The sequence below is a fragment of the Rhodococcoides navarretei genome, from assembly GCF_038069675.1.
In the GTDB taxonomy this organism is placed as follows: Bacteria; Actinomycetota; Actinomycetes; order Mycobacteriales; family Mycobacteriaceae; genus Rhodococcoides; species Rhodococcoides navarretei.
Map to the genome: position 1 here is coordinate 4702865 of NZ_JBBPCN010000001.1, position 25896 is coordinate 4728760.

At 59.6% G+C, this 25896-nt stretch carries 20 protein-coding genes; 1 reads left to right on the forward strand and 19 read right to left on the reverse strand.

Going from position 1 to position 25896, the window contains the following annotated elements:
* Positions 1 to 205: 205 nt before the first annotated feature.
* The 3 genes from AABD04_RS22275 to rfbA form a co-directional block, all read right to left on the reverse strand.
* Positions 206 to 1828 carry a tyrosine-protein kinase domain-containing protein gene (locus AABD04_RS22275; RefSeq protein ID WP_341442513.1) on the reverse strand — a complete coding sequence of 541 codons (1623 nt, stop codon included), beginning with the start codon at positions 1826 to 1828 and terminating at the stop codon, positions 206 to 208.
* A 339-nt stretch (positions 1829 to 2167) separates the two neighbouring features.
* Positions 2168 to 2752, reverse strand: coding sequence for a dTDP-4-dehydrorhamnose 3,5-epimerase family protein (locus AABD04_RS22280; protein ID WP_341442514.1), 585 nt, complete (start codon positions 2750 to 2752; stop codon positions 2168 to 2170).
* Positions 2749 to 3621, reverse strand: coding sequence for a glucose-1-phosphate thymidylyltransferase RfbA (rfbA, locus tag AABD04_RS22285; protein ID WP_341442515.1), 873 nt, complete (start codon positions 3619 to 3621; stop codon positions 2749 to 2751). Before rfbA ends, AABD04_RS22280 begins: the two co-directional genes overlap by 4 nt.
* A gap of 501 nt (positions 3622 to 4122) precedes the next feature.
* Here rfbA and AABD04_RS22290 point away from each other — a divergent pair.
* On the forward strand, positions 4123 to 5154 hold the full coding sequence (locus AABD04_RS22290) for a Coenzyme F420 hydrogenase/dehydrogenase, beta subunit C-terminal domain (RefSeq protein WP_341442516.1): 1032 nt from the start codon (positions 4123 to 4125) through the stop codon (positions 5152 to 5154).
* A gap of 8 nt (positions 5155 to 5162) precedes the next feature.
* Here AABD04_RS22290 and AABD04_RS22295 read toward each other — a convergent pair whose 3' ends face one another.
* The 16 genes from AABD04_RS22295 to AABD04_RS22370 form a co-directional block, all read right to left on the reverse strand.
* A complete protein-coding gene (locus tag AABD04_RS22295) occupies positions 5163 to 6458 on the reverse strand; it encodes a lipopolysaccharide biosynthesis protein (protein WP_341442517.1) in 1296 nt (431 codons plus the stop codon).
* 660 nt (positions 6459 to 7118) lie between these two features.
* Positions 7119 to 8216 (reverse strand): polysaccharide pyruvyl transferase family protein, encoded by a 1098-nt coding sequence (locus AABD04_RS22300; RefSeq protein ID WP_341443112.1) that lies wholly within the window; start codon positions 8214 to 8216, stop codon positions 7119 to 7121.
* Between the two features lie 22 nt (positions 8217 to 8238).
* Entirely contained in the window at positions 8239 to 9648 is a 1410-nt protein-coding gene (locus AABD04_RS22305) for a hypothetical protein (RefSeq protein ID WP_341442518.1), read from the reverse strand.
* Positions 9645 to 10640 (reverse strand): glycosyltransferase family 2 protein, encoded by a 996-nt coding sequence (locus tag AABD04_RS22310; protein ID WP_341442519.1) that lies wholly within the window; start codon positions 10638 to 10640, stop codon positions 9645 to 9647. Before AABD04_RS22310 ends, AABD04_RS22305 begins: the two co-directional genes overlap by 4 nt.
* A complete protein-coding gene (locus AABD04_RS22315; RefSeq protein WP_341442520.1) occupies positions 10637 to 11836 on the reverse strand; it encodes a glycosyltransferase family 4 protein in 1200 nt (399 codons plus the stop codon). Before AABD04_RS22315 ends, AABD04_RS22310 begins: the two co-directional genes overlap by 4 nt.
* On the reverse strand, positions 11833 to 12531 hold the full coding sequence (locus AABD04_RS22320) for an acyltransferase (protein ID WP_341442521.1): 699 nt from the start codon (positions 12529 to 12531) through the stop codon (positions 11833 to 11835). Before AABD04_RS22320 ends, AABD04_RS22315 begins: the two co-directional genes overlap by 4 nt.
* Entirely contained in the window at positions 12528 to 13652 is a 1125-nt protein-coding gene (locus tag AABD04_RS22325; RefSeq protein ID WP_341442522.1) for a glycosyltransferase, read from the reverse strand. The genes AABD04_RS22320 and AABD04_RS22325 overlap by 4 nt, the downstream gene beginning before the upstream one ends.
* A 57-nt stretch (positions 13653 to 13709) precedes the next feature.
* Positions 13710 to 15191: a sugar transferase gene (locus AABD04_RS22330; protein WP_423228246.1), complete on the reverse strand. Its 1482-nt coding sequence runs from the start codon at positions 15189 to 15191 to the stop codon at positions 13710 to 13712.
* A 521-nt stretch (positions 15192 to 15712) separates the two neighbouring features.
* A complete protein-coding gene (locus tag AABD04_RS22335) occupies positions 15713 to 17032 on the reverse strand; it encodes a UDP-glucose dehydrogenase family protein (protein ID WP_341442523.1) in 1320 nt (439 codons plus the stop codon).
* Between the two features lie 550 nt (positions 17033 to 17582).
* Positions 17583 to 19028: a sugar transferase gene (locus AABD04_RS22340; RefSeq protein ID WP_341442524.1), complete on the reverse strand. Its 1446-nt coding sequence runs from the start codon at positions 19026 to 19028 to the stop codon at positions 17583 to 17585.
* A 312-nt stretch (positions 19029 to 19340) separates the two neighbouring features.
* Positions 19341 to 20192 carry a sialate O-acetylesterase gene (locus AABD04_RS22345; protein ID WP_341442525.1) on the reverse strand — a complete coding sequence of 284 codons (852 nt, stop codon included), beginning with the start codon at positions 20190 to 20192 and terminating at the stop codon, positions 19341 to 19343.
* A gap of 14 nt (positions 20193 to 20206) precedes the next feature.
* Entirely contained in the window at positions 20207 to 21424 is a 1218-nt protein-coding gene (locus AABD04_RS22350) for a lipase family protein (RefSeq protein ID WP_341442526.1), read from the reverse strand.
* Positions 21425 to 21428: 4 nt separating this feature from the next.
* Complete coding sequence (locus AABD04_RS22355; protein ID WP_341442527.1) at positions 21429 to 22691, reverse strand: acyltransferase family protein; 1263 nt, start codon at positions 22689 to 22691, stop codon at positions 21429 to 21431.
* Between the two features lie 16 nt (positions 22692 to 22707).
* Positions 22708 to 23952, reverse strand: coding sequence for a lipase family protein (locus tag AABD04_RS22360; RefSeq protein ID WP_341442528.1), 1245 nt, complete (start codon positions 23950 to 23952; stop codon positions 22708 to 22710).
* The gene (locus tag AABD04_RS22365; protein WP_341442529.1) at positions 23949 to 24650 is read right to left on the reverse strand and encodes a YveK family protein; all 702 of its coding nucleotides are present in this window, start codon (positions 24648 to 24650) and stop codon (positions 23949 to 23951) included. Before AABD04_RS22365 ends, AABD04_RS22360 begins: the two co-directional genes overlap by 4 nt.
* Positions 24647 to 25891, reverse strand: coding sequence for a lipase family protein (locus AABD04_RS22370; protein ID WP_341442530.1), 1245 nt, complete (start codon positions 25889 to 25891; stop codon positions 24647 to 24649). The genes AABD04_RS22365 and AABD04_RS22370 overlap by 4 nt, the downstream gene beginning before the upstream one ends.
* Between the last annotated feature and the right edge of the window lie 5 nt (positions 25892 to 25896).

The following is a 25896-nucleotide window of genomic DNA, read 5'->3' on the forward strand; positions in this document are numbered from 1 at the left end:
ACGTCTAGCGGTACAGATAGGTCAACGGCTGAATTGTCCGGCGCGAATCGGGCATCGACGCAGGGCCATTTCAGTACCGGTTCCGGACGTCTCGACGCCGATGACGATTCCTGCGTCGAAGACCCTCGCGGGAATCGTCATCGGGGCAAGTAGACGGTCGACGCCGGACTCCTCACGATCGAAGTGAGTCCGGCCCTCTCGCAAACTACTTCCGCAGCCTTGGGTTCTCCGTACCGTTTCGATGCGGAGTCTCCGACCGACGGGGTCGAGGGTGGGACTCAGTTTCCTGCGTCGCCTCTGCCGTACGCGGGCCGGCAGCAGGCGACGCGGAAGCAGACCAAGGGGCGGACTGCCGCGTCGGCGGAGCGTGTACCGGTGCGGGACTGGGCGGGGACACCGGTGCCAATGAGGCCGCGGGTGCCTGAGATGCAGGCGCTGGAACCGGTGGTGTCACCTGTGCGGGCAGGTTGGTGTCGGCGGTGTAGTTGTACGAGTAGCTGTACATGTCGCCCTTCTTCGAGGGCGTCAATGCCAACACCACGCCGAGGACGTGCGCGCCGATTGTCTGCAAATTGCCGATTGCCCTGGACAATTCATTGCTCTTGGTATGCCCGTAGCGGGTGACCAGGAGCGCACCGTCGGCATGGGTGGTCAGGACAGCTGAGTCGGTCACCGGCAGCAACGGCGCGCCATCGACGATCACGTAATCGAACTTCGAGCGCAGTTCCACCAGCATGGCGCGAGACGCTTCCGAGCCCAACAGCTCGGACGGGTTCGGCGGAATCGGACCGGAGGCCATGGCTTGCAGACCCTCGTACTTCGTCGGTTGAAGCACCTCGTCCACTTTCGCCTGACCCGCAAGCACGGTACTCACACCGACCGAACCGATGAGGCCCATGTACTTCGAGACGCGGGGACGACGCAGATCGCCCTCGACGAGAACGACGTGGTGCCCGGCCTCGGCAAGCGAGATCGCCAAGTTCACCGCTGTGGTCGTTTTTCCCTCGCTCGGGATCGCGCTGGTGACGACGATGACGCGCGGAGGATGATCGACTTCGAGGAACTGAAGGTTGGTGCGGAGTTCGCGGAATGCCTCGGCGCTGGACGACTGGGCAAGGTCCTGGAAATCGACGGCCGGATGCACCTTACGTTCCTTGTCGAACGGAATCGTGCCGACGAGCGCCTTGCCGGAGATTGCTTCGATCTCCCGACGACCCTTGATGGTGTTGTCGAGGCGGTCGCGCAAAACCGCTAGCGCGATTCCGAGCAGCAGGCCCACGGCCGCACCCAGTGCGAGATTGCGCTTGGTCTTCGGACTGACCGGAGCGGACGACGCCTCGGCCTGCTGGAACGTTTTGACACCTGCTGCTGGGTCCCCGCCATTGGCTGGTGTCTCCAGTTCCCGGACCTGCTCGGTCAGTTCGGTAGCCAAAGCATTGGCGATGTCACGAGCCCGTTCAGGCGACGGATCTGTCACCGTCAAATTGAACAGAACGGTGTCGGGAGTCGATGACGCCGTCACCTTCGACGCTAATTGAGACGCGCTCATTCCCCCGAGTGGAAGGACATTCAAGACACGAGCCGCCAGTGCCTCGCTGGTTGCCAACTCCGAGTACGAAGCCACGAGCTGCTGTGAGGTCAGGTTGCCCTGGTAAGTCTCACTCACCGATGCACCACCAGAGGTGGACACGAACATCCTTGCGCTCGACTCGTAGAGCGGAGTCGTCAACAAAGACGCGCCCAGGGCTCCCAAAATGGCAACGATCACGGTGACGGCGATGATGATCCACCTCGCCTTCAGGATTCGCAGATAATCCTGTATCTCCATGCTTCGTGCTCCTCGTTCGTTTCGTATCCGTCGTAGCGTCTCACCGCGTGGCTCAATCGTTACATAGCTGGATGCTTTCCGTGCACTGGATGAGCCCGGGCCTAACGCGATTCAATTCATCCGTTCGATATACGGGCTCAATTAAGTCAATTGCCGGTTGTGATGTGTCACCAATGCGACGAGCCCAATTCATGAACGGGAACTCCGCTGTGAGGCATGGTTTTTCTGCTATGGACACGCTCACATGTGAAGCGACGACGAACAAAGACCAGTTGCCCACGTCATCTCTGGTAACCGCTGACACTCGCTGATCCCGAGCTGCTGTCAGCTATGGACAAACTACTGAAGCAATGGGAGGTTCCCTGCTTCGAGGGCTTCGGCGAGGGTGGGGGCGGCTGTGTCCTTGTCGGAGAGCTCGTAGGTCAGAGGTGAGCCGTCGCGGCCGGTGGTGGGCCAGTCGATGCCCAGCGCCGGGTCGAGTGGGTTGATGTCGCGGTCCAAGGCCGGGGTGTACTCCAGGCTGCACAGGTACATGACGGTGGAGTTGTCTTCCAGGGACAGGATGGCGTGGCCGAGTCCTTCGGAGAGAAATACTGCTTTGCGGTCGATGTCGTCGATGAGCACGCTGTCCCACTGCCCGAACGTCGGGGATCCGACCCGCAGATCGACGATGACATCGAGGAACGCTCCGCGGGCGCAGGTGACGTATTTCGCCTGACCGGGCGGGTTGGTGGTGAAGTGGATCCCGCGAAGGACCCCGGCGGCGGAGACCGAGCAGTTCGCCTGCAGCAGATCCAACGACCGCCCGGTTGCCTCCTCGAACGCCGATGCTTTGAACCATTCGAAGAACACACCGCGATCGTCACCGAACTGACGTGGGGTGTACTCGTAGGCACCGGCAATGCTCAACTCGCGAAAGGTCATCGGTTCCCTCGGTCGATCAGATCCAGCAGGTAGCGGCCGTAGCCGGACTTGACGAGCTTCTCCGCTCGGGCGCGCAGTCCGTCGTCGGTGATGAACCCTCGCCGCCAGGCGACTTCTTCGGGGGACCCGATCTTGAGTCCTTGGCGTTGCTCGATGGTCCGCACGTAGTTCGATGCGTCGAGGAGGGAGTCGAAGGTGCCGGTGTCGAGCCAGGCGGTGCCGCGGGGCAGGACCTCGACCTGCAGGCGGCCGGCATCGAGATAGTGGCGGTTGACGTCGGTGATCTCGTACTCCCCACGGGCGGAGGGCTGCAGGTCGCGGGCGATGGCAATGACGTCGTTGTCGTAGAAGTACAGGCCCGGGACGGCGTAGTTCGATTTCGGGGCGGCGGGCTTCTCCTCGAGGGAGATCGCTTTGCGGTTGGCGTCGAATTCGATGACGCCGTAGGCGGTGGGGTCGGAGACCTCGTAGGCGAAGACGGCTCCGCCGTCGATGGTGTCGAAGCGCGAGAGTTGGGTGCCCAGGCCGGGGCCGTAGAAGATGTTGTCGCCCAACACCAGTGCTGCACTGTCGGTGCCGATGTGCTCGGCACCGAGGACGAACGCCTGGGCGAGGCCGTTCGGCTCGTGTTGGACCTTATAGGTCAGTGAGATGCCGAACTGGGAGCCGTCACCGAGCAGCCGGGTGAACTGATCGGCGTCCTGAGGTGTGGTGATGATGAGGATCTCGCGGATACCGGCGAGGATCAGGGTCGAGAGTGGATAGTAGATCATCGGTTTGTCGTAGACCGGGACCAGCTGCTTGCTCACGCCCATCGTGATCGGATGAAGCCGCGAGCCCGTGCCGCCCGCCAGAATGATTCCCCGCATGAACCCGCAGTCTTCCAGAAGTAGGCCAAATCCGCGCAACATCTGAGCGGACAAATAGAAGAGGGCAGTCCTTAAAATTACAGGCCTCATAGGCCGCGGATAACTAGACCGTTGGCCGCTGAGGCAAGCTACCATTCACGTGTGCCCCCTTAAGAGTTAACGAACCCGAATCGGGTTCGAAGCAGACACAGAGTCTCGTTTACTTCCGCGCCTGGGAAATCTGCCCACAACGAACTACACTTCGTCGAACTGCAGTGCTGACGCGCACGAGCAGTGTTACCCATACAAGGAGCTTGAGTCTTGCGAACTGATCCACTCCAACAGGCAGTCATGCAAGTTCTCAGGAACGACAATTGCAGCGGATGCGGAGGGTGCGCACTTGTCTCCGATCGAATAACGATCGGGTTGGCCGAGGACAGTTACATGCGCCCAGCCCTAGCCGCACGCAGCCCAACGGAAACGAGAGCGAAATCTAAAATCGAGGCCGACAGGTTCAAAGCGATGTGCCCTGGCATCCGAGTGACGGCACCGACCAAGCATCCAAACCAGCATTCTGACGATACATTTGGTTCCTACTCATCCGCATGGGTTGGTTGGGCGACGGATCCGGAGATTCGCTTGGCAGGTAGCAGTGCAGGCGTGATAACCGCCTTCACGAATTGGCTCGTTGAAACAAAACGAGTGGGTGCCGTGGTGGCAAGCCAAGAGGACCCGAATAACCCTAGGAATACCGTCCCTTTGAAAATACTTTCGCGAGATGACGCAATAAAGGCTGCGGGGTCACGTTACGCTCCGGTAGCGAACCTACCCATGGTTGCGCCATCGGACTTCGACCGTCACGCACTCGTAGGAAAACCATGTGAAGCTACTGCCTTGGCACAACTATCGAACGCGCTAAAGATACCCGAAGAAAATCGCCCGATTACGATTTCATTCTTTTGCGCTGGCACACCACGTCAATCGGCCACCGACGGACTCGCAGATCTTTTGGATGCGTCATCTGACGAAATTAAGTCGCTAAGATACAGGGGCGACGGATGGCCCGGAACCTTTAGGATCACACTCAAAACAGGTGAATCTCGAACGATGTCTTACGACGAGTCATGGGGAACGCACCTAGGTCGGACAGTCCAATGGCGCTGCAAGTTGTGTGTCGATGGCACTGGAGGACACGCCGATATCGCTGTTGGTGATTATTGGGAAGTGGACAGCAAGGGATACCCCGCATTCGAGAACGCAGACGGTAGGTCGGTAGTAATAGCGAGGACTCGGCGAGGAGAAAAACTCCTAGCGGAGGCAACCCGCGACGGAGCTCTATCCCTCTCTCCACTCGACCTAAAGCTAGTGGCCGCAGTTCAGCCGCTGCAGGTCGACAGAAAATTCACTCTGGCTGCGCGACTTCTAGGACGAACACTGGCAGGGAAGTGCACACCCCGGTACTCCGGCTACGGCCTCGCGCGCCTGAGCATAACCACCAAGAGCAGCCTCAAAGCAGCGGCGGGAACATTCGTTCGAACAAGGCAGGGCCGTTAATGGTCGGACTAACTCGTCAATATAAACTTTCCCCGCATGCACAGATCAAAACAGGCCTTTAAATCTGCAGGGCGAATAACCAAAACAGAAGGTCCGACCCGCAACGCGCGTAAGCAACCGGCAGACGTCACCAACCACCCCGCCGCCATCGACAGAGCAGCCCCAAAAGCGCCCAAATCTCCAGATAAACAGAGAAGTCCGACGACTGCGACCACTAAACCAGCAACTTGCCACAATGCCATCGCGGCGCCACGCCCCTCTGCGCCGAGCACCTGCGTTGCGACATAATTTACGACCAGCAACAACGAACTAGCGACCAGAACGACAGCAGCCGGAACCGCAGGCGAAAACGCGTTGCCGAACAACAACGGCAAACCGTAGGGTGTAACAATCAGTAGAGTGGCCGCGCCCAAAATGCCAACAACAAATGCTGCCCGAATCGCTGATGCCCTCGCTCTGGGCAAGTCGGTCGGACTAGCAGACGCGACACCTCCGAACACTGCAGATCCTATTGCATATCCGAGCGCTAGGGGGAGAGTGGCGAGTGTAACCGAGACAGCCAGTAAACCAGCCTCATACGAGCCCATGGTGGTTACCGCTAGGAGCAAGACGACAGTGCTCGCAGCGGTCTCAGCGATTTGACTACCCGCGTACTTGATGCCCTGCCGACCTAAATACTCAAAAGACATGCGCGGACCGCGCACGCTGACTCTCAATAAGACAACCGCGGTCAAAGCCGCAAGCGACGTGCCGGCTACGTATCCCCACAAAAGAGTCTCAAGCGTGAGATCTGAGAAAGCCCAAAATACGAAAACAACGATCGCTGTGACAGAAGGCTGAATAAAATGCAGCACTGCAATCGCAGAGTAGCGATGGGCCGCAATGAGCACACTCTGCGCACAGAGCACCAACACGAAGAACGCAGTAGTTGACATTGCTACCAAGAACCAGTTCCGCTGCGAATACGTCAAGCTTGGAACCAACAGTATCGAGACTACGACACCCAGCCCAAATGCTGGCGAGAGCAACAGAAACGCTATGCGGTAAGCGCTTCGGACCACTGGGCGATGGTCGATAATTGAGGCCAGACGTCGAATTGCCATCGGAATACCGAGCCCTATTATCACGGGTGCCAGACCGAGAGCCGCCAGACATGTCGCGTAAAGGCCTCTGCCTGACGGACCCAGCTCGCGCGATATAATAGGTGCTGTACCAAGTGCAACCATCATAATCGCCACACGACTGAGCGATATCAGCAAAGGTGAATTAAATTTGCCCATCTTAGAACAGGGGGGTAGCGCCATGATTTCAGCCGCGAGTCGATTTGGTGTTACGGAAAGAAGCGAGTAGGTCCTTGACACGCGCGGGCTCAAGCTCCCAGTAGCGGGACTCCAGAATTCGCTGGGCGTCTGCCGGTTCAAACCGCTGGCGGATTACCCTGGCTGGATTTCCCACTGCAATGGCAAAGTCTGGGATGTCACGAGTAACCACAGACCCAGCGCCGATCACGGACCCAACACCGATACGTCGACAACCAGGTAGGATGAGAGTGTTTGCGCCTATCCAACAGTCATGCTCAATGACGCACGCAGTTCGCTCGACGTCGGAATTTTTATCTACAAAACCTAGCGCAGGGTTGTACCAGAACGGATGCATGCTGAAATCGGTTAGCGGATGAGCTGCACCAATCCGTCGGACTCCAGGCCCAATCGATACGTATCGTCCGATTACAGTATGAATATCTGCATATCCTGGTTGCATCAAAGAACCATAGCTATACGAACCGGCTACCACGCCGTAGTCGCGTTGCAAAACCTCTCTTAACGTCAGCGAAAACATTTGGCCACCTTCAAATTTTGCCGCTAGCCCGACTGCCCGCCCACCGAAGGGGAACCGTCTGTAGTAACGTGCAATAATTCGACTTATGGCGGTGCGATTCATAAGTTCATCATGTCGTATTTGACTCATGCCATCCGATCCCCGCTAAACGAGACAAACAGGCCGTGCGAGCTTAATACAGCGACCATCTTCTCGATCTTTTCTTCCGCAGAACCTGCTACACCAGGTGCTGCATCCTTCAGAATCTGGAACGAGTCGGCCGTGATCAGCTGTAAGGTTTCTGGAACTGGATCGTCGCCGGTAGTGAGGTCGATCGTGTGCTGCCAACCTAAGGCATCCATAAGTGGTCCAAATTTCCTGGAGTACGACCACGAGATCGCAGGAACCCCCACAGATAACGCGTTAATAGCAGAATGCATTCTAGAACCTACTAGAACACGGCTGCCGGCTAGGACCCTGCGGGCTTCCTCAAGATCTTTAGGGATGACAATCTCAACTTCGCCGCTTATTGCATCGGCGGCTTCATATACAGCTGGAACGTCGTTGTCAGGAACCGGAGAATCCAACACGTGTGCGAGCAACGTGACGCGCCGGTCTGCGGCAAGCAACCGATCGACCAGATCGACAACATTCGCTTTATATCTAACAGAATCTACATGCGGATTCGACTGCCACAACAACCCCGACACGTTCAAAACAACGTCGCGCTGCTCTACTGCTGTTGGTCGCGGTAAGGAAAAAGCCATATCAGTTGCCAGAAGATCCGGCGTGCGGCCAAGACCCGTTGCCACTTGGGAGCTTATCGGGTCGCGGGTACACAACACGTCCACGTTGGTCAGCAAACGAGAAGCAACCACGCGTCCAAGGTAGGTCCGAAAAGGGCCAATTGTTTGGGGTGTCATAACCAACGACACTTTAGCTTTCCTACACGCTCGCTGAACGTAGGCCATCAAGAGAAGCCGCTGAATGCCGTAGATATCAGTGAAACTATCTCCACCGCCAGTGTCCATTACTACATCGAATTGACGAAGATACCCCACAATTGGGCCTCTTCGTCGACCAATGTCCTGCAATGCCAATTTTCTTCGCAGCGGGGTTGCAAGGGTGTTGTGCGAATGAAACGTGACCTCGCATTCACCCCAAGTCCGCCCCGCAACAGCACGCACACCAGCAGCGAGCGCTTGAAGTCCTAGATTTTCTGCAGCTGGGTCCGCCCACAGCACCAAGACTTTTGGTCTCTTTTGACTAGACATCTTTGACCGAACCTATCTTGTTGCTTATTGCCGTGGACTTGGTCTCGGTCAGCCTGGCGTCCACAAGTGAGGAGTCACCCTGCCCCTCAGCATTGACCCTCCGGTCTGGGTTCAATCTGTCATGCAAGGACAAAATTCCGAGAAAGAACCAGAATATAGAGCCAAACTGCGTTATCAGAGCCACTGTAAACAGCGCCGGCACCACGGCCAAGACGCTGATCGCGGGAGCAGATGATGTGCGACGCACAACGCGCCACGTAAGCCATCCAACGCCCCCCAGCGCTAGTAGGGCGACAATGAATCCGAAGCTAACGCCTAGAAGAACAAACGTGCTATCAATAGACTTAAAGCCTTGAAAGTAGAACTCTCCTCGATTGGGCTCGGTGTAGCCGTTCGCTAATCCCAGAGGATTCATGGATGGAATTAGATCAATCAAAGTAAGGCGATAGTCCGCCGAAATTGTCGCCCGTCGACCCTCTTCAGCAAAAACGGACAGAATTTTTGGAATTGCGAACCAAGCTATAGCACCGAGTGTGAAAACCACGGCCAACCTACCCCGAGTCTTCTCCTTGTCAGAAAAGAACAAAAGTGAGAGCAGAAGAGCGAAGACGGCACTGATCATGCCTGATCGACTGAACGAAACAACCGCACCTCCGAGCAGTACGGCGATCAAACTTGCACGAATCACGGACTTAAAGTTGCAGTTGAAAACGATGGGAATTGCCATGGCCAGGGCGCAGCCTAGTGCAATCGAATGACCAAATGCCCATTCCGCCCGGACGATCCCTCCTCGATCTTGTTCGTGCCCCCACGCGAGGTACTGTGTGTTGTCGACTACCCACCCATAGTATGGATTCCAGTCGAAAAAGAATTCGACCATCGAACAGAGTGCGGCAGCGCTAAATATGTAGGCTATCGCACGGTAGGTAAAAGGAAGCCCGGCCCTTTGAACGAGCAGACGGCCTACAACAAAGGAAAGTAGCCACTGCGTCATGACGTTGGTGACGTCGCCCGGCCTTGAGAGTCCCACGACGCCGCACACGAGGCATAAGGCGCAGAACAAGAGGACTGCTGTATCAACTCGTCCGATCCGCCAAGGATTCCTCACAAAGGCACCGCAGAGAACAAGAAGCCCTGCGAGAGAACTCGCTGGCAAGTAGAACGGGTTCTCGACACCAACCCAAAACGGTAAGAAACAAGCAGAGAGCAGCCACAAAAGAACTGCAAACTTCGGATGAGCGGCGGAGGCAAGGATCAAGAGAACACCAACGATAGCTGCGATCACGTACTCGCCTCCTACCGCCGCTGGCGCTATCACCGCGCCGATACCGATCGCTAGCGCAATCGCTATACCAGAAACGACCCTATCGTTTTGACGTAGCGTGAATGGCATGGCAATCATTTCGTTCCTCGCAAACTGTCTTGTTTTGAAAGTTCGCGAATATAGAATTTGAATCTTCTAAAGTCAGCACTTCGGCTTGGCGCTTGGCCTTTCGCAAGCATCTTTGCCGCAAGCACCAGTGCTCTCACAGCTAGACCACCACCGAAGATTGTTTTCCACAGAAAGTTGTGCAAGCGAGTCGGCGAGATCTCCATTTTATAAAGATCGAACAAGTTCGTAAGCCAAAGCGCATTGGTTGGGTCTGGTGAATGATTGCCGCTACTTTCTCCGAGCCCGTGTGTCCCTTCTATTTGTCCGGAAATTACCACCCGCATGCCTCCATCCCTGACGCGCAAGCAGAATTCTACGTCCTCCGCATACATGAACCACCGTTCCGACAGTCCGCCATGCGACTCCCAGACTTCGGAAGGTACTGCCATACACGCTCCCGACACCCAATCAACATCAATGCTGTCGAAACTCTGAGATCTTAGAATGTACATCCCACGAAAGGCTTCGCGCTTCGAGAATAGTCGCGACAAGCCATAGTAGTGACAGAAGACGTGCCAGATGGTTGGGGACATCCCGGCTTCACGTACGGACAGGCCTCGCCCTGGATGGTCCAGCAAAGGTGCCACAACCCCGACATCGGGATTCTCGGCTAGCACTCGGCGAAGGGACAGCAGGTTTGTGTGACTCACCGAAGCGTCGGGGTTCAGTAGTACAAGTGCATCACCAGTTGCATAGGTGGCACCTAGATTGACCCCCTTGGCGAATCCTAAATTCCCACCACTATCTACGACTTTCGCTGCCGGGTATCGCTCGCGGACGAAATCAGCAGTTCCATCGGTCGACGCGTTATCAACGACAATGATTTCGATAGCGGTCTCATTCTGAAGTGGATCAATGCAAGAACTGACTACTGCCTTGCTGTTGTACGTAACGACGATGACGGACAACAGCCCTGTTACCGGAACCTGCTTTCGGCTCACTTCGCGACTAAGTTCGCTCATCGGCGGCGGCCTCTCAGTCGGTCAAAAAGACGGTAATGTGCGTTTCGAGCAACAATCGATTCTTTCACTTCGCTGACGATGGACTCGCGGTAACGCTCCACACTGAATCGCTGGACCGCTGAATCGTGCCCAGCTTGCGCAATTTTTGCGGCCCAACTCGGGTCGTTCACAAGCAACATGACTGCCTCGGCGATCTTGACATGGTCACCAGCAGGACACAACAACCCGGTCCGACCGTCATCAATGATCTCTGCAAGGCCTTGAACGTTCGACGCGACTACAGGTCTCGACGCAAGCTGCGCCTCGACTGCCACGTTACCAAAAGGCTCAGCTATCGATGGAACAAGAACAATGTCGGCCTTCTCAAGAAAATACGACACGTTCTCGACGTAGCCACAAAAATGCACTCGACCATTTAAGTCGTCTTTAGCCGCCCGGCGTCGTAATCTATCTTCGAACCACTCGTATCCTGGGTACGTGTCACCGCAGAGCGCTATAGAAGCGTCAAGCCCTTGCTCAACCAGGCGGGCTAACGCCTCCAAAGCGACATCTGTTCCTTTTCGGGGTGACAACCGCCCAACCAGTACGATGCGTATGCCCTCGACCCTAGGGAGTTGAAAAGCGGTGGGCGTTGTACGGCTTTGAGGAATACCGTTGTAAATAAGCCTGATTCGACCGTTAAGCCTCGGCCATGATTCATAAATGACTTTCCGCGATGCCAGGCTATTTACGACGACTGTTCTGCAGAGCAGCATCGGCGATGCGAGCAACAGTTGCAGTACACGGCTTCCTGTCTCCTCCGCTTCGTGGACATGGCAGAGCGTTGGAGTGCCAGTCAGCCAACCTGCCAATATCCACACAGGTGCCGTTATTGTGTTCGCATAAATCAGGTCCGGTCGCATACGCCTCAACAGGCGCACACTACGGGCAGTGGCGACGAGGCTTGCAATAATAAATCCGGGCAGCGCCTTTGGGGTCAGTACCGACTTTCTACTTACCGGAAAGGGAATAACTTCCGTCGTCGCACCGCGGTTGACGAGAAGTTTTTCGAGGGGGCCCTCGCGGGGAATTACTACGTGCACTGGAAACCCCGATCCAGCTAGGGCGGTTACTGATTCCAACAGCTGGAGATCTGAGCCGTAAAGGTCCGTAGAGGGGTGTGACACCAAAATAGAGCGCGCATCTTCGTGGGTCATTTCCGTTCCTTTAAAAAGCGGGCTGGCACTCCCCCATATATAGCATTGGATGCATATTCGCCAGCAGTCACCACGGCGCCTGCTGCGATAATGCATCCGTCACCAATCGTCGCTCCGTCGAGCACGGTTACCCGAGACCCAATCCAGCAGTTCGCACCAATAGATATCCCCTGATGTGTTACGCCCTGATCGCGTATCGGAAGCAGTAGGTCGGCGGAGATGTGATTTTCGGAATGAAATGAACAGTAGTTCCCGACTATAGTGCTGTTTCCAACTTTTATCCCACCCGCACATCCGTACAACGAGTCAGTCCCGAGGCCGACATTGTCACCGACCACCAATCCTCTTCCTAGATGCTTCAGGCTACCGACGCATTCGATTCTGGTGTTTTTTCCTACCGTACTGTTCTGTCCGATACTGACACCACCCGAAGACATCGCATCAATGTAGCTGCCGTCGTCGAAAGTGACTCCAGGACCCAATGCGATGTGACGCTTGGCCTTGATTCTGACACCTCGACCCACAAATGGACTATTTTTAAGCGTCCTGAATCGAACTGCTCCAGCGGCTTTCATTATTCCCCGCTTTGCCATAATTGAAAAGATATAATGCGCGTCGATTTGCGGGTCCACTTGATAGTCTGATTTTTTGATGGTGCCGATTAGCTTATTTGCCAGCTTCGCTGTCCGACTCATCTCAAGTCACTCTTACTCTCGCACGTACGAACCAACCGACTTATTGAGCGATCGTATCTTGCGCAGATATCGTCCCACGAGTACTCGGATCTGGCGCGTTCGATAGCTTTCTGGCTGATTTGGTCTCGAAGGTCGGGATTAGCCATGAGTCCGAGCACACCGTGCGAAATGCTTGTCGATGTCGGCTCACAGAATATTCCGGCCCCGCCGAGCACCTCCCGGTTATAGACAGTGTCCCGGGCAATGGTGGGAGCACCACAAGCCATCGCCTGGACCAACGCCGGATTTGTTCCCCCAACGCTGTGACCGTGAAAGTAGGCACCTGCATGCTGCCAAAGCGAGAACAGCTTTTGGTCGTTGCTCACATGTCCCAGCCACTGCACACGAGGTGATTGTTCAGCCAACTTCTTTGCCGCGACGTCAAGCTCTCCGCCGTAACCGGAAGAGCCCACGATCACGACGTCCCACTTCTCACTGAGTTCCCTAGCGGCTTGGAGGAACTCGGGAACGGTGTTTTCGGGAACGAATCGAGCCACGATCAATACGTATTCTCTGGACTTCAGGCCTTCGACGACCGGAAGTCGATCAGGCGCGTCGCCGCCGTAGGGAATGAACACTCCATCGCGGCCGAAGTCGCGCTGCCATCGCCGTCGAATCTCATGCGAGTCGCATACCAGCTCCGATGCATACTTCGCTGTCAGTCGAGCTCCGCCGCGGAATACCCGCTTGGCGTTGGTGCCCCATTTGGCTCGCTCCCACTCGATACCGTCGACATTGACCACCGTCGGAATGCCGCGAGAACGGAGAAGTGGAAGCCAATACCCGTTCGCAACATTCATAATCAAAGCTACGTCTGGCTTGCGACGGGCAGCACTAAGTGAAGACGTCATCCCGTAGCTGAGAGTGCTGAGGGACTTTGTTTCGAGGCCCTTCGTCATCACAGATGTCACCTGCGGGTCCAGCAGCGGGTCGTCCGTCTTGACTGCACCTGGGCGTCCGTACACAGTTACGTCCCAGCCTGCCTCCACAAGGTACGGCCCGAGTCGCCTGATCAGTGTCTCGAACCCGCCGTAGTAGCTCGGGTATCCCCGTGTACCGATAATGGCAACTGACTTACTCATTGAGCAACTAACCTTCCCGACAGGTGAGTAGACGACGAAACCCGACATTGGGCGAACTCAATACGCCCCATCGCTTCCAGCGACGGCCTTCATCGTCTTAGCGATGATGAGTAGATCTCCCACCATCGACCAGTTCTCGACATAGGAAAGATCAAGCCGGACAGTCTCTTCCCACGACAGATCAGATCTACCGCTCACCTGCCACAGGCCGGTGACTCCAGGCTTCACCAACAGCCGCCGACGAACCTCACCGTTGTAGGTTTCGACCTCACGGCGCAGCGGAGGCCTCGGCCCCACCACACTCATCTCGCGCTTGAGAACGTTGATGAACTGTGGAAGCTCGTCGAGGCTGTAACGGCGCATCACCTTGCCCACGGGTGTCACGCGCGGGTCGTCACGCATCTTGAACAGAACTCCGCCGGCACCCTCGTTTCGGTCGAGCAGATGCGCAACCTGCTTGTCCGCGTCGGCAGTCATGCTGCGGAACTTGATCATCGAGAACGGCGTGCCGTCGATGCCCATTCGCTCGGACTTGTAGAACACGGGACCGCGGCTGGTTGTCTTCACTGCGATAGCGACTGCCACCAGGATCGGCGAGATCAGCACCAGTACCAGGGCGGCGAACGTGAGGTCGAAGGCTGTCTTGCTGAACCGGGTAGCGCCGTTGTACTGAGGCTTCTCGACGTGGATCAGCGGAAAGCCGGCCACAGGACGCATCACCAGGCGCGGCCCGGCAACGTCGACCACACCCGGAGCGACGACCAGGTCGACGTCCTTCTTCTCGAGATCCCAGATCATCTTGCGAATGCCCTTGTGCCCGAGGTGCTCGGTGGCCGTCACTGCAACGGTGTCGGCACCGCACTCTTCGATCGCAGCGAGGACGTCGTGCTCGTCTCCCAGAACCGGGATGTCGGATCCTTCGACATTGAGCACTCCGTCACGCGGAGCCTCGTAGCCGGGCATGCAGATTCCGACCACCGCGTAGCCGGCGGAGGGCGACTTCTCGAACGACTGCGCCATGGATACGGCGGCAGATCGACTACCCACGATCAGCACCGAAGTTTTGTACTCGCCATTGTCCCGTGAGCGGGCAACCACCTTGCGCCACACCCATCGACTCAGCAGTAGCGCGATCAGTCCGACCGGCAGAGCAATAGCCAGGTAGAGCCGTGCGATGTCGACGCGGAACAGTAGCGACACGATTGCGATGACACCGAACAGGCGGAAGGTGGCCGAGACGATCCGTCGGTACTCTTCAGCACCGTTACCAATGACTCGTGGTGATCGCGTGCGGAAGATGGCGAGGAAGGCGATCCACACAGCCGCCATGACGATGGACACTCCCGTGTACGTAAGCGCCGACATCAGACCGGTGGACTCCACACCACCGAAGCGCACGATCTGGGCCAGGCCTACGGACAGAACGACAACAACAACGTCGGTCACCCGAAGCCGCCGGACGTATTGGTCCTCCCACACGTGCCGCGACGTGAGCCGTCGAGCCACCACGGTGCCGGACCGACGCGGAGATCCCCACAGAGAGCGTTGTGCAGCCCCGACAGATGCCACGTGCTCCCCTCCTCTGCACTACTGCGCGCACCGGGAGGTGAACGCGAGTTCGGTTCGAACCAATCCAGATTGCGACTGGTATCGAATTGGAATAGTCCCACGCTGCTATCCGATGCACCACGCGAGCGGCGCAGATCACAAACAAATAACAGCAGGTATTCGGTTTACCACACCATCGCTGACTAGGCGATATGAGTGACCGAAGCCCACCGGATGTAACCGCACCAGGGCCCAAAAACGTTACAACTGAATACAATCGGCGCGGTAATGTGACCCTTCACAGGTTGAAGCGCTTGTTATTGTGCGATCGACAGGCTCGCGCCCACCAGATTGGTGCCGAACAAACCCGTCAGCAGCCTGAACTGCGAAAAACAAGATTTTCGCTTACATCGGCGAGCGCGAGAAATCGAATCGGTGAGAATCGATAGCCAAAGGAATGAGCGCAACCAATTCATTCCAACGAGCGACTTAGCTCGGCTTGTTAGTCCGGATCAGGGACGGCCCAGCCCGCGGTAGTTCCATCCCGCCGCCCGCCACTGCTCCGGGTCCAGACAGTTGCGTCCATCGATCAGGGTCTTGCTGCGCACTGCGCCCTCCAGATCTTCAGGAGCGAGCGCCTTGAACTCTTTCCATTCCGTCAGTACCAACACCACGTCAGCGCCCTCACACGCTTCGAGCGCGGAATTGCTGTAGGTCAAAGTGGGGAACAGTGCCCGCGAGTTCTCCATGGCCTTGGGGTCGTACACGTTGACCGCGGCACCCTGGAGCTGGATCTGCCCAGCAACATTGAGGGCCGGTGAGTCGCGCACGTCGTCGGAATCGGGCTTGAAGGCCGCACCGAGCACGGCAACCCGAGCACCGAGGAGAGACCCACATGCCTCGCGGGCCAGCTCGACCATCCGGGTACGGCGACGCATGTTGATGTTGTCGACCTCGCGCAGGAACGTCAGAGCCTGGTCGGCACCCAGTTCACCTGCCCTGGCCATGAACGCCCGGATGTCCTTGGGCAGGCAGCCACCACCGAAACCGATGCCGGCGTTCAGGAACTTGCGGCCGATCCGCTCGTCGTGGCCGATGGCGTCGGCAAGCACGGTGACGTCTGCACCCGAAGCCTCACACACCTCGGCAATGGCATTGATGAACGAGATCTTGGTGGCCAGGAACGCGTTGGCGGATGCCTTGACCAGCTCGGCGGTAGCCAGATCGGTCACCAGAAAGGGGATCTTCTCGTCGAGCAGCTGCGCGTAGACCTCGCGAGCAAGTGCCTCGGCGCGGCCCGGGCGGGCACGGTCCACACCCAGCACCAAGCGATCGGGATGGAGAGTGTCCTTGACGGCGTAACCCTCGCGCAGGAATTCCGGGTTCCAGGCGACCTCGACGCCGTCACCCGCGGGTGCGAGCTCGCGGGCCATACGGCCGAGCCGCTCGGCTGTACCCACCGGCACGGTCGACTTACCGAAGATGACCGCCGGCTTCGTCAGCAGTGGGGCCAGCGTCTCGATGACCGAGTCGACGAACTTCATGTCGGCCGCGAACTCCCCCTTCTTCTGAGGAGTACCGACGCCGAGGAAGTGCACCTCCGCGAAGTCTGCGGCTGCCTGGTACGACGCGGTGAAGCGGAGACGGCCGGCCGCGATGTTGCGCTGCAGCACCTCTTCGAGACCGGGCTCCCAGAACGGGACCTCACCGGCTTCGAGCTTCGCGAGCTTGGCCGGGTCCACGTCGACACCGAGCACCTCGTGGCCGAGTTCGGCCATGCACGCGGTATGAGTGGCACCGAGATAGCCGGTACCGAAGACTGTGATTCGCATACTGTTCGTTCCCCGTCGGTTGTGCTGTTGAGCCAAGTGTTCGGTCGAGACATTGCCCCGACTGATGCTGGGCTCTCGCGTGGACTACACCCGCGTCTGCGAATAGTAAACGCAGTCCCGTCATCTCCGATACTCCAGGCACGGGGTTCACAACACGGTGGACGGCCGGTAACTCAGGGGCCAATTCTCAGCGGCGAACCGGAAACTGCGGGTTCTCGGGCTCTTCGACGGCCTCGGCGCAGCGGTGGATGAAATCGCTCAGCTCGGTACGAACCTCAGGGGCAAGTAAGTCCAGCGGGGCCTCGGTGCCGTGATATTCGGCGAATGCCGATGTGTACGCGTCGTACGCTGTCCGAGATCACCGCGTGCAGCGAGGTCGACCGGTTCAGATGCACCCGTGCGATCTGGTCCACTCGATCGGACAAGAAATCGTGAAAAGAACTCTGCGCCATGGTGGTACCGGACCCATTCTCCGAAATAGTCGACATCACAGCATGATACGAACAAAACCGACCAGCTGCACGGTGAACGACATCGGAAGGGACTGGCGTCAGTACGCACCTTCGCTCTTGAACACGGCCACAGCGGTTTTGGCGATGATGAGCAGATCACCCGTCATGGACCAGTTCTCGACGTACGAGAGATCGAGGCGAACGCTCTCCTCCCACGACAGATCAGATCGACCACTCACCTGCCACAGCCCGGTGACACCCGGCTTGACGAGCAGGCGGCGTCGCACCTCGCCGTCGTAGGTTTCCACTTCGCGGCGCAGTGGCGGTCGAGGACCGACCACGCTCATCTCGCGCTTGAGTACGTTGACGAACTGGGGCAGCTCGTCGAGGCTGAACTTGCGCATCACCTTGCCCACGCGGGTGACACGCGGGTCGTCGCGCATCTTGAACAACACCCCGCCCGCACCTTCGTTGAGACCGGCCAATTCCTGCACGCGCTTGTCGGCGTCCTGGACCATGCTGCGAAACTTGATCATCTGAAAAGGCTTGCCGTCGATGCCCATTCGTTCAGAATTGTAGAAGACCGGTCCCTTGCTGGTGAGCTTGATGATCACGGCCAGGGCGACGAGGATGGGCGAGATGAACAGCAGAATCGACGCGGCGAACACGAAGTCGAAGGCCGTCTTGCTGAAGCGTTTCGCGCCGTTGTACTGAGGCTTCTCGACGTGGATCAACGGAAAGTTCGCCACCGGCCGCATCACCAGCCGCGGGCCCGCCACGTCCATCACGCCCGGCGAGACGACGAGGTCCACCTTCTTCTTCTCCAAGTCCCACACCATCTTTCGCAGACCATGATGGCCGATGTGCTCGGTGGCCGTCACCGCAACGGTGTCGGCTCCGGACGCCTCGATGGCCTCGACAACGCTGTGCTCGTCTCCCAGCACGGGGATCTCGACGCCGTCGACGGTGAGGGAGGTGTCGTTGCCGGGTTCGTAGTTGGGCAGGCAGATGCCGACCACGCTGTAGCCGGCTTCCGGTGAACGCTCGAAGGACGCGGCCATCGACAGTGCCGAACTACGGCTGCCGACAATGAGTACCGACGTCTGGTATCCGCCGCGAGCGCGCTTGTGCGCGACCACCTTGCGCCAACCCCACCGACTCAGCAACAAGCCGATCATGCCGACGGGTAGCGCGATGGCCAGATACAGCCGAGCGATGTCGAACCGGAACAGCAGCGACAGAATGGCGATGGTGCCGAACAAGCGGAACGTGGCCGAGACGATGCGTCGGTATTCCTCCGAGCCATTGCCGATCACCCGAGGCGAACGAGTACGGAAGATGGCGAGGAACGCCAACCACAGGACGGCGAGCACCCCCGAGACCCCGAAATAGCTCACGATGGACCACGGCTCACGGAAGTCGATGTCGCCGAATCGGATTATCTGTGCCACCGTCACGGCAGCGAGAACGACAACAGTGTCGGTGACACGAAGGCCCTCGGTGTAATGCGTCTCCCATTCACGACGCGACGTCGTCTTACGCATCCTCCTGGCGTCGCGCCGCGAAACAATCGGATTCTGCGTATTCAGATCACTGACTGACACTGATTCCCCCTCGGTACGTGCGCCCTGTCGAACTCTCGTGATCGACACAGCACCGTGCCACCCCGTCCTACTATCTACCTTCATCGTGCTGAACGTGACTCGTGATAACGATATGCTGATCGACGCTGAGCCGCAGGTCGTTACACGTTTCGAGTGCATTAACCACAAGCGTCCGCGGTGTTTCCGGCCGCGCCGAATTCCCCATTTCGCCCCATCCCCGGGGACTACTAAGCAACAGATCGTCACTCGATGTCAAGCCGTGTCGGTCGATTGCACGACGCGCGGCGACATACCCGCGAAGGCCGTCCACATTCGGTGCCCCAATTCCCGTTGCCCTGCACCGCTGTAGTGAATCTTCTCGGTCTCGCTGTTGTAGAGCCCCTTCGGGCCCGGCACGTACGCAACATTGGTCCTTCGACGCGGAGTATCGGCATGTACCGCGTCGATGACGGCGTGGTTGGGCTCCCCCGATTCGATTTCGTCCGGCACCATCTGGCCCAGAACAAAGGGCACATCACCGAATTCGGTACGCAGGGCATCGATGACACTGTCGAGCTTCTCGGCGTACACCGGCCCGGTCAGCAACGGCACATCGCTCTCCCCCTGATGCCACAGCACCGCCGCGAGCTCGTTGCCGGGCTTCGTCGCCAGGCCGGTTCGGATGCGCTGCATCGCAGCCCAGAACAGATTGACGCGCGCTCCGGAGTCGGCCGGATCCCAGGAGATGCCGTGAATGCGCGCGAAGCCCGAGTCTCCCCGCGCGTAGGGAACGAGCAACACCGGCCTGCCCGTCATATCGGCGAGGTGCGCGGCGAACGTCGGGCCGAATCCGACTGCCTTGGAGGGCACCTCGTGAAACAGCGGATTGCTGCCCGCCACGATGGCGTTCTTCGACCGACCCGAGGCAGCCCACTGATGTACCCGAGGATGCGGCGCATCCAGGCCGGACCTGTCCAATCCGACGCCGGCACCGTGCGCATTGGACTGCCCCAGCACCGCCACCACCAGATACGGCTCGTCGATCGCGTCCACCGCAATGCCGCGTCCCAGACGCTTCTTCACGACGTCCTTGGCCCGGACTGTCAGATCCTGACGTAACCCCACGAAGATCCCCCTGTTCAACTGCAATCGTTCTGCGCAGGTACCCCGGCAAAACGATCCGCTATCCACTGATTGACGGCGTCACCGTTCACGTCCCCGTGCCCCCGCCCGGCCTGACGATCGATGGTGATGACATCTCCGAACGCACACGCCTGCTCGAGAGCCGCGTCGGTCCACGCCGCGTCGATGTAGGTGTCGGCGTCGCCGTAGGCCACCAGCATCGGTTCCGAGGCGGGGCCCTGCGGCACGACCATCCGAGCCAGAGCCTGTCGAAGGGCATCCGCAGCCGCATCGGACTTCGGTGCAAAGTCTTTGTCGCCGAGCCTCTTCACCGCGTCCTCACGTGCACCGGCCTTGTCCGGCGTACATCCGGTGAGTGCCGCCCAATCCTGCGCGGCATCGCCTCGGCGATAGTCGTCGAGGTTCAGAGACGGATCGCGTCGCGCCAACGACTCCAGCACCCACTGCAGCAACGGGCCCTGGTCGTCGGTCAGTGTTCCCGCAATGGCCTTGTCCACCAGACCGACCATGTTCGCTGCAGGTGCCAGAGCGACGGCACCGACCAGATCCAGCTCGGGCGCATAGGAATCGGCGAGTTCGTTCGCCGCCCACGCAGCACCACCGCCCTGCGAACCACCGAACGCAGCCCACTCGGTACCGACGTCGGGGAAGACGTTGCGCAGAGCACGAACGGCATCGATGACGTCGTAGCCGGCGGTGATGTTGTCCAGGTACGCGTGGCTTCCCTCATGTCCGAGACCCTCGTAGTCGGTGATGGCGACCGCGAATCCCGCTGTGGTGTAACCCTGTACGAGCGCCGATGCGCCCAGCAGCGACGCGGACCTCGATGGCGCGCATGCCTGCTCGATTCCCGTGGTGCCATGGGCGTAGGAGATGACGGGCCATCCACCCTCGGGCGCATCGCCGGAGGGGGTGAACACCGTGCCTGATACCTCGCGCTCGCCCACACCCGGCTGCACCGAGCGGTACACCAACCGTGCCGATTCGACACCCGACATCCGCACCGGCAGTGGCAGATTCGGCATGGTCTCGGCACTCACGATCGAGCCGCTGCCGGTACCAGGGTTTTCGATGTCCATCGGCTCAGGATCTGCACCACGAATCACCGATGCGAGTGCGCCCTGCGCCTGGCCGCCGAGCGGCACCACCACGGCGCATCCCGCGAGAACATGGAGCAGCAGCAGCGGCGCGGCGAGCCTACGGACGGAGTGCATGAATCTATTTGCTCGCCTTGAACCTACGCGCGTACGTCAACGATGGCTTCTCGATGAATCGGTACGTCACCGCTCCGAATGCGATGCTCACGGCGCTCACCAGCACGAAGTTTCGCAGTAGACCCAACGGGCTGTCTCCTGCCATCCAGCCGAAGCGTCCCACCATGATCAGGATGGGGAAGTGCCACAGGTAGACGCTGAGCGAGATCATGCCCACGTAGCTCAGTGGTGCCCAATCGGCTCGTTCGGCCAACTTCGAGCGCTCACCGCGCGCCAGCGGCACGACGATGAACAGAATCAGCAAGGCGGATCCGAGGGACACGGTGGACGTCTGCCAGCGAGAGTTGTTGTCGATCAGCATCAGCGAGATCACTGCGGTGGGAATCATCGCGATGCCCGCCCACCACCGCATTCTGTCGACGATCGCGCCTTTGAGCATTCCGTTGTCGATCGCGACGAACACCACCGCTGCCAGCATGCCGTACGTGAAATTGTCTGCCAGCGACCAGAAGCTACGGCTGAGCACCGCGATCTCGTTGGGACCCCATTCCAGCAGTTTCGGATCGGTGATGCCCGACGGCCCCACGCGCGATGCGGTGTAAAGCTTTCCGGTGATTCCGATGACGAACATGCTCACCACCGGGATCAATGCCAGCACCGGTGCCGAGAGGGACGTGCGCTTGCGCAGGAAGAACGCGATGCTCGTCAGCAACGGCAGTGCGATGTAGAACGCGAACTCCAGCGACAGCGACCACGACGGGTTGATGCCGGTCTGGATCATGCTCGGAATGTAGGTGTGCACCAGCGTCAGATTGGCCAACAGTGTCAACGGGTCGGTGAGGATGCCCAGACCGTTGTCGGTGAAATGCTGTTCGGCGACAGCAGCGTTCTCCACGAACACCGCACGCATCACGTAGTTCGCGAACAGGAAGATGAACAGGTACGCCGGAAACACTCGCAGCAGCCGATGCATCGCGTAGCTGACATTGTTCGGCATCGGCTTGCCTGCGAACAGCTTTCGGACCATCGGCAGGAAGATCAGAAAGCCCGACAGAGCGAAGAAGAAGATCAACCCCTGACCAAGCACTCCGAGCTTGTAGGTCAGGACCGTCTGCGGCGAGTAGTGACCGCCGACGTGCACGGCGAGCACGCACAGGCAGGCGAATCCGCGGGGGCCGTCGAGCCCGACGAGGCGGGCTGGTCGTTTGATTCCGGTATCGGAGACCGCGGTGGCGGCGGTCGCGGTGCTGTCGGGTGTGGCGGTCATGGTTACCCTCTGAAGGTCATGGCGCAGGAGGCGGGCAGAAGCTGATGGCGTCGATACCGGCGAACCGGTCGCCGAGCCATCCGAACGCAGCAGCACCGTCGATGTCTGCGTGACCGGAATTCGGTTGTAGCACAGATTGAATCGTGTCCCCGTTGGCGCAGCCGGCCGCGATGGCGGCCTCGGTCCACGGCTGCGAGATCAATGTGTCCTGGCCACCGTAGAGAACCAGCATCGGCGCGGCGGCCGGTGACGTGGGCAAGCTCATCTCACGCAGGTAGTCCGCGAGCTTCGCCGTCGCCTCGGGGGTTGCCGGACGCAGATCGTCGTCGCTGATCTGCGCCGCCAGGGATGTGCGGTCGGCAGCGAGAACGCCGCCGCACGCCGAGAGCTCGTCCCACTTCTCTTCGACGATGCCCCGACGGTAGTCATCCAGGTCGATCTCGGGATGAGACTGGGCCAGGCCGACCAAAACCCACTGCAGCAGGGGCTTCTGATCGTCGGTGAGCGTACCGTTCGCTGCCGCGGCCGCCAACCCGGTGATATCCGCTGCCGGGACGAGGCTGACCGACCCGACCATGTCGAGACCCTCGCCGTAGGTCCCCGCGAGTTCGTTTGCGGCCCACGATGCCTGACCGCCCTGGGACCCGCCGAACGCAGCCCACTTCGTGGACGCATCGGGAATGAGCTTGCGGGCAGCGCGCACCGAGTCGATGAGGTTGTTCCCGACGGTACGAGCGTCGAGATAGGGATGGTACGAACCCTCGAGGCCCAGTCCCTGGTAGTCCGACACCGTGACGACGTTCCCGGACCGCACCAGCGCCGCGACGATCTGCGAGCTGCCGAGCAGTTCGGGATCGGTGGACGGTGCGCAGTCCTCGAGCACGCCGGTGGTGCCGTGGCCGTAGGCGATGATGGGCCAACCACCCTCGGGCGGTGTGCCGTCCGGTGCGAAGATCGTGCCCGAGACACGCTGCGGTGAGCCGTCGACCCCGGAGGTGGACGAGTAGATCACCCGCGCGGCAACGGACGATACGGCGCTGACCCGGCGATCGATGGTCAGCAGTTGCTGCGCACTCTCGAGCGAACCGGGTCCTGCTTCACCGTAATCGGCGTCGAGCGTGGCACCGAACGCTGCGGATTGCGACACCGAGTACGGATCGGCAGGCGGTTCGTCGGAGGAACACCCCGACGTCACCAGGATCAAGGCCAGCGCGCAGGCACCGCTCGCTCGGTTTACTCGACGCGTTCGCGACAATGTCATCGGACCCCCTCTGCAGCAGGCGTCCGCTGGGCAGCGGTCGCCTGCTTCACGATGTTCTCCACTTGATCGCGATGGTCGATCGAGTCGCGTGCGATTCCGAATGCCAGCACCAGCACACTGCTCAGGATCGCGCCCATCACTCCCCCCAGAATCATGTTGCTCATCGGCGTCGGTGTAGTGACCTGATCAGGGGTGATGGCCGCATCGACGAGCGTCACCTCCGACACCGCTCCGTCGGCCCCCAGGTCGATCTCCCCGACCAGCTTGATCAGCTGCACTGCAACGGCATTGGCGACGTCTCGCGCCTGCTCGGCATCGGCGTTCACCACCGAGATGTCGATCAACGCCGAGCCCGGAGTGGGCACCACCGTGATGTCGTTCTTCAGCACGTCGGGCTCGACCGGCAACCCCTCCGACGCGATGACGCGCCGCAACACCTGTTCCCCGGTGGCCAACTGAACGTACGTCTCGACGCGGACCAACGACCCGCGATTGCCGTCGAGCGAATTCTTGGGCGACGTGGGACCGGGAGCCGTGACGAACACGCGGGAAGACGCGGTGAATGTCGGCTCGACCAACTGCGTCGCCAACCACCCGGCACCCGCCGACAGTATCGCGGCGGCGAGAATCAATGCCCAGCCGGACAACAGAATACGGCCGTAGTCCTTGAGGGTGGGCACACCCGTGGGTGCGATCATCGATTCAGCTCGCACGTGTCGACGGGACGTTGGCCGGCGAACATGCCTTTGACCCACGGCAGCGACCGGCTGCTGTCCAGATCACCGTGCCCCTCACCTTGATGCAGCTCGTACTCGACGAGGTCTCCGGAATCGCACGCCCGCTGCAATGCCTTCTCGGTCCACGGTTCGAGAATCAGATCGTCCTCGCTGCCGTACATCACCAGCAGTGGCGTCGTCGAACGCTGCTGCGGCAGAGCCATATCCGACAGGTAACCGCGCAGACGATCCGTTGCTTCGGCGCTGACCGGCGTCAGGTCCGCGGCCTGTAGACGCGCCAGGAGCCCGGGCACGTCGTCCGACTTCGGCGGCACGCATTCCATGAAGTCGTCCCACCGCTCCCGCGCCAACCCCGACCGGTAATCGTCGAGGTTCATCTCGGGATGACTGATCGCCAAGGTGTGCAGCGCGTACATCAACAGGGGGTACTGAGCCCGCGTCAGAGTCCCGTTCGCGGCAGCATCGGCCAAGCCGGACATGTCCGACACCGGCACCATCGCGGCGGTCCCCACCAGCTCGAGCCCGCCCCCGTACTCGGCATTACGGTCGCTTGCCGCCCACGCTGCCATGCCGCCGAGCGAGACTCCGTAGGCGGCCCACCGCGAGCTGAGGGTGGGCATGAAGTTCCTGGCTGCACGGACGGCATCGATCATGTTGTAGCCGAACGTCTTCGAATCGAGGTACGGGTGATACGACCCACCGAGTCCGAGCCCCTGATAGTCGGTAATCGCCACCGCGAAGCCGTTGAGCACCAACGCTGCCACGATGGGGGCACTGCCGAGAAGGTTGGCGTACCGCGACGGACCGCACGCCTCCAGCACTCCCGTCGTGCCGTGCCCGTAGGACACCACCGGCCAACCCCCCTGGGGCGCAGTGCCACCCGGGATGACAACGGTGCCCGAGACATCCGTCGGCTCCCCCGTCACGCCCGACGTCGATCGATACACCACGCGAGTCGCAGTAGCCCCCAACTCGGTGATGTCTGCTGCGATGTCCTCGATCGGCTCGGCCGAGATCAACGAACCCGGTACGGCACCACCGAAAGTGGACGGTGGCGGCGGCTCCGACGCCGCCGGAGCGGCCGTGACAGGAGCCGTCTGCGCGCCCGGCGGCAGTGTGATCGGAGCTTGCTGCGAGCAGGAGATCGACACCACGGCGGCCGTCGCCAGGACGCCGACTCGGACCGCCCACCTACCGGACATCGAGG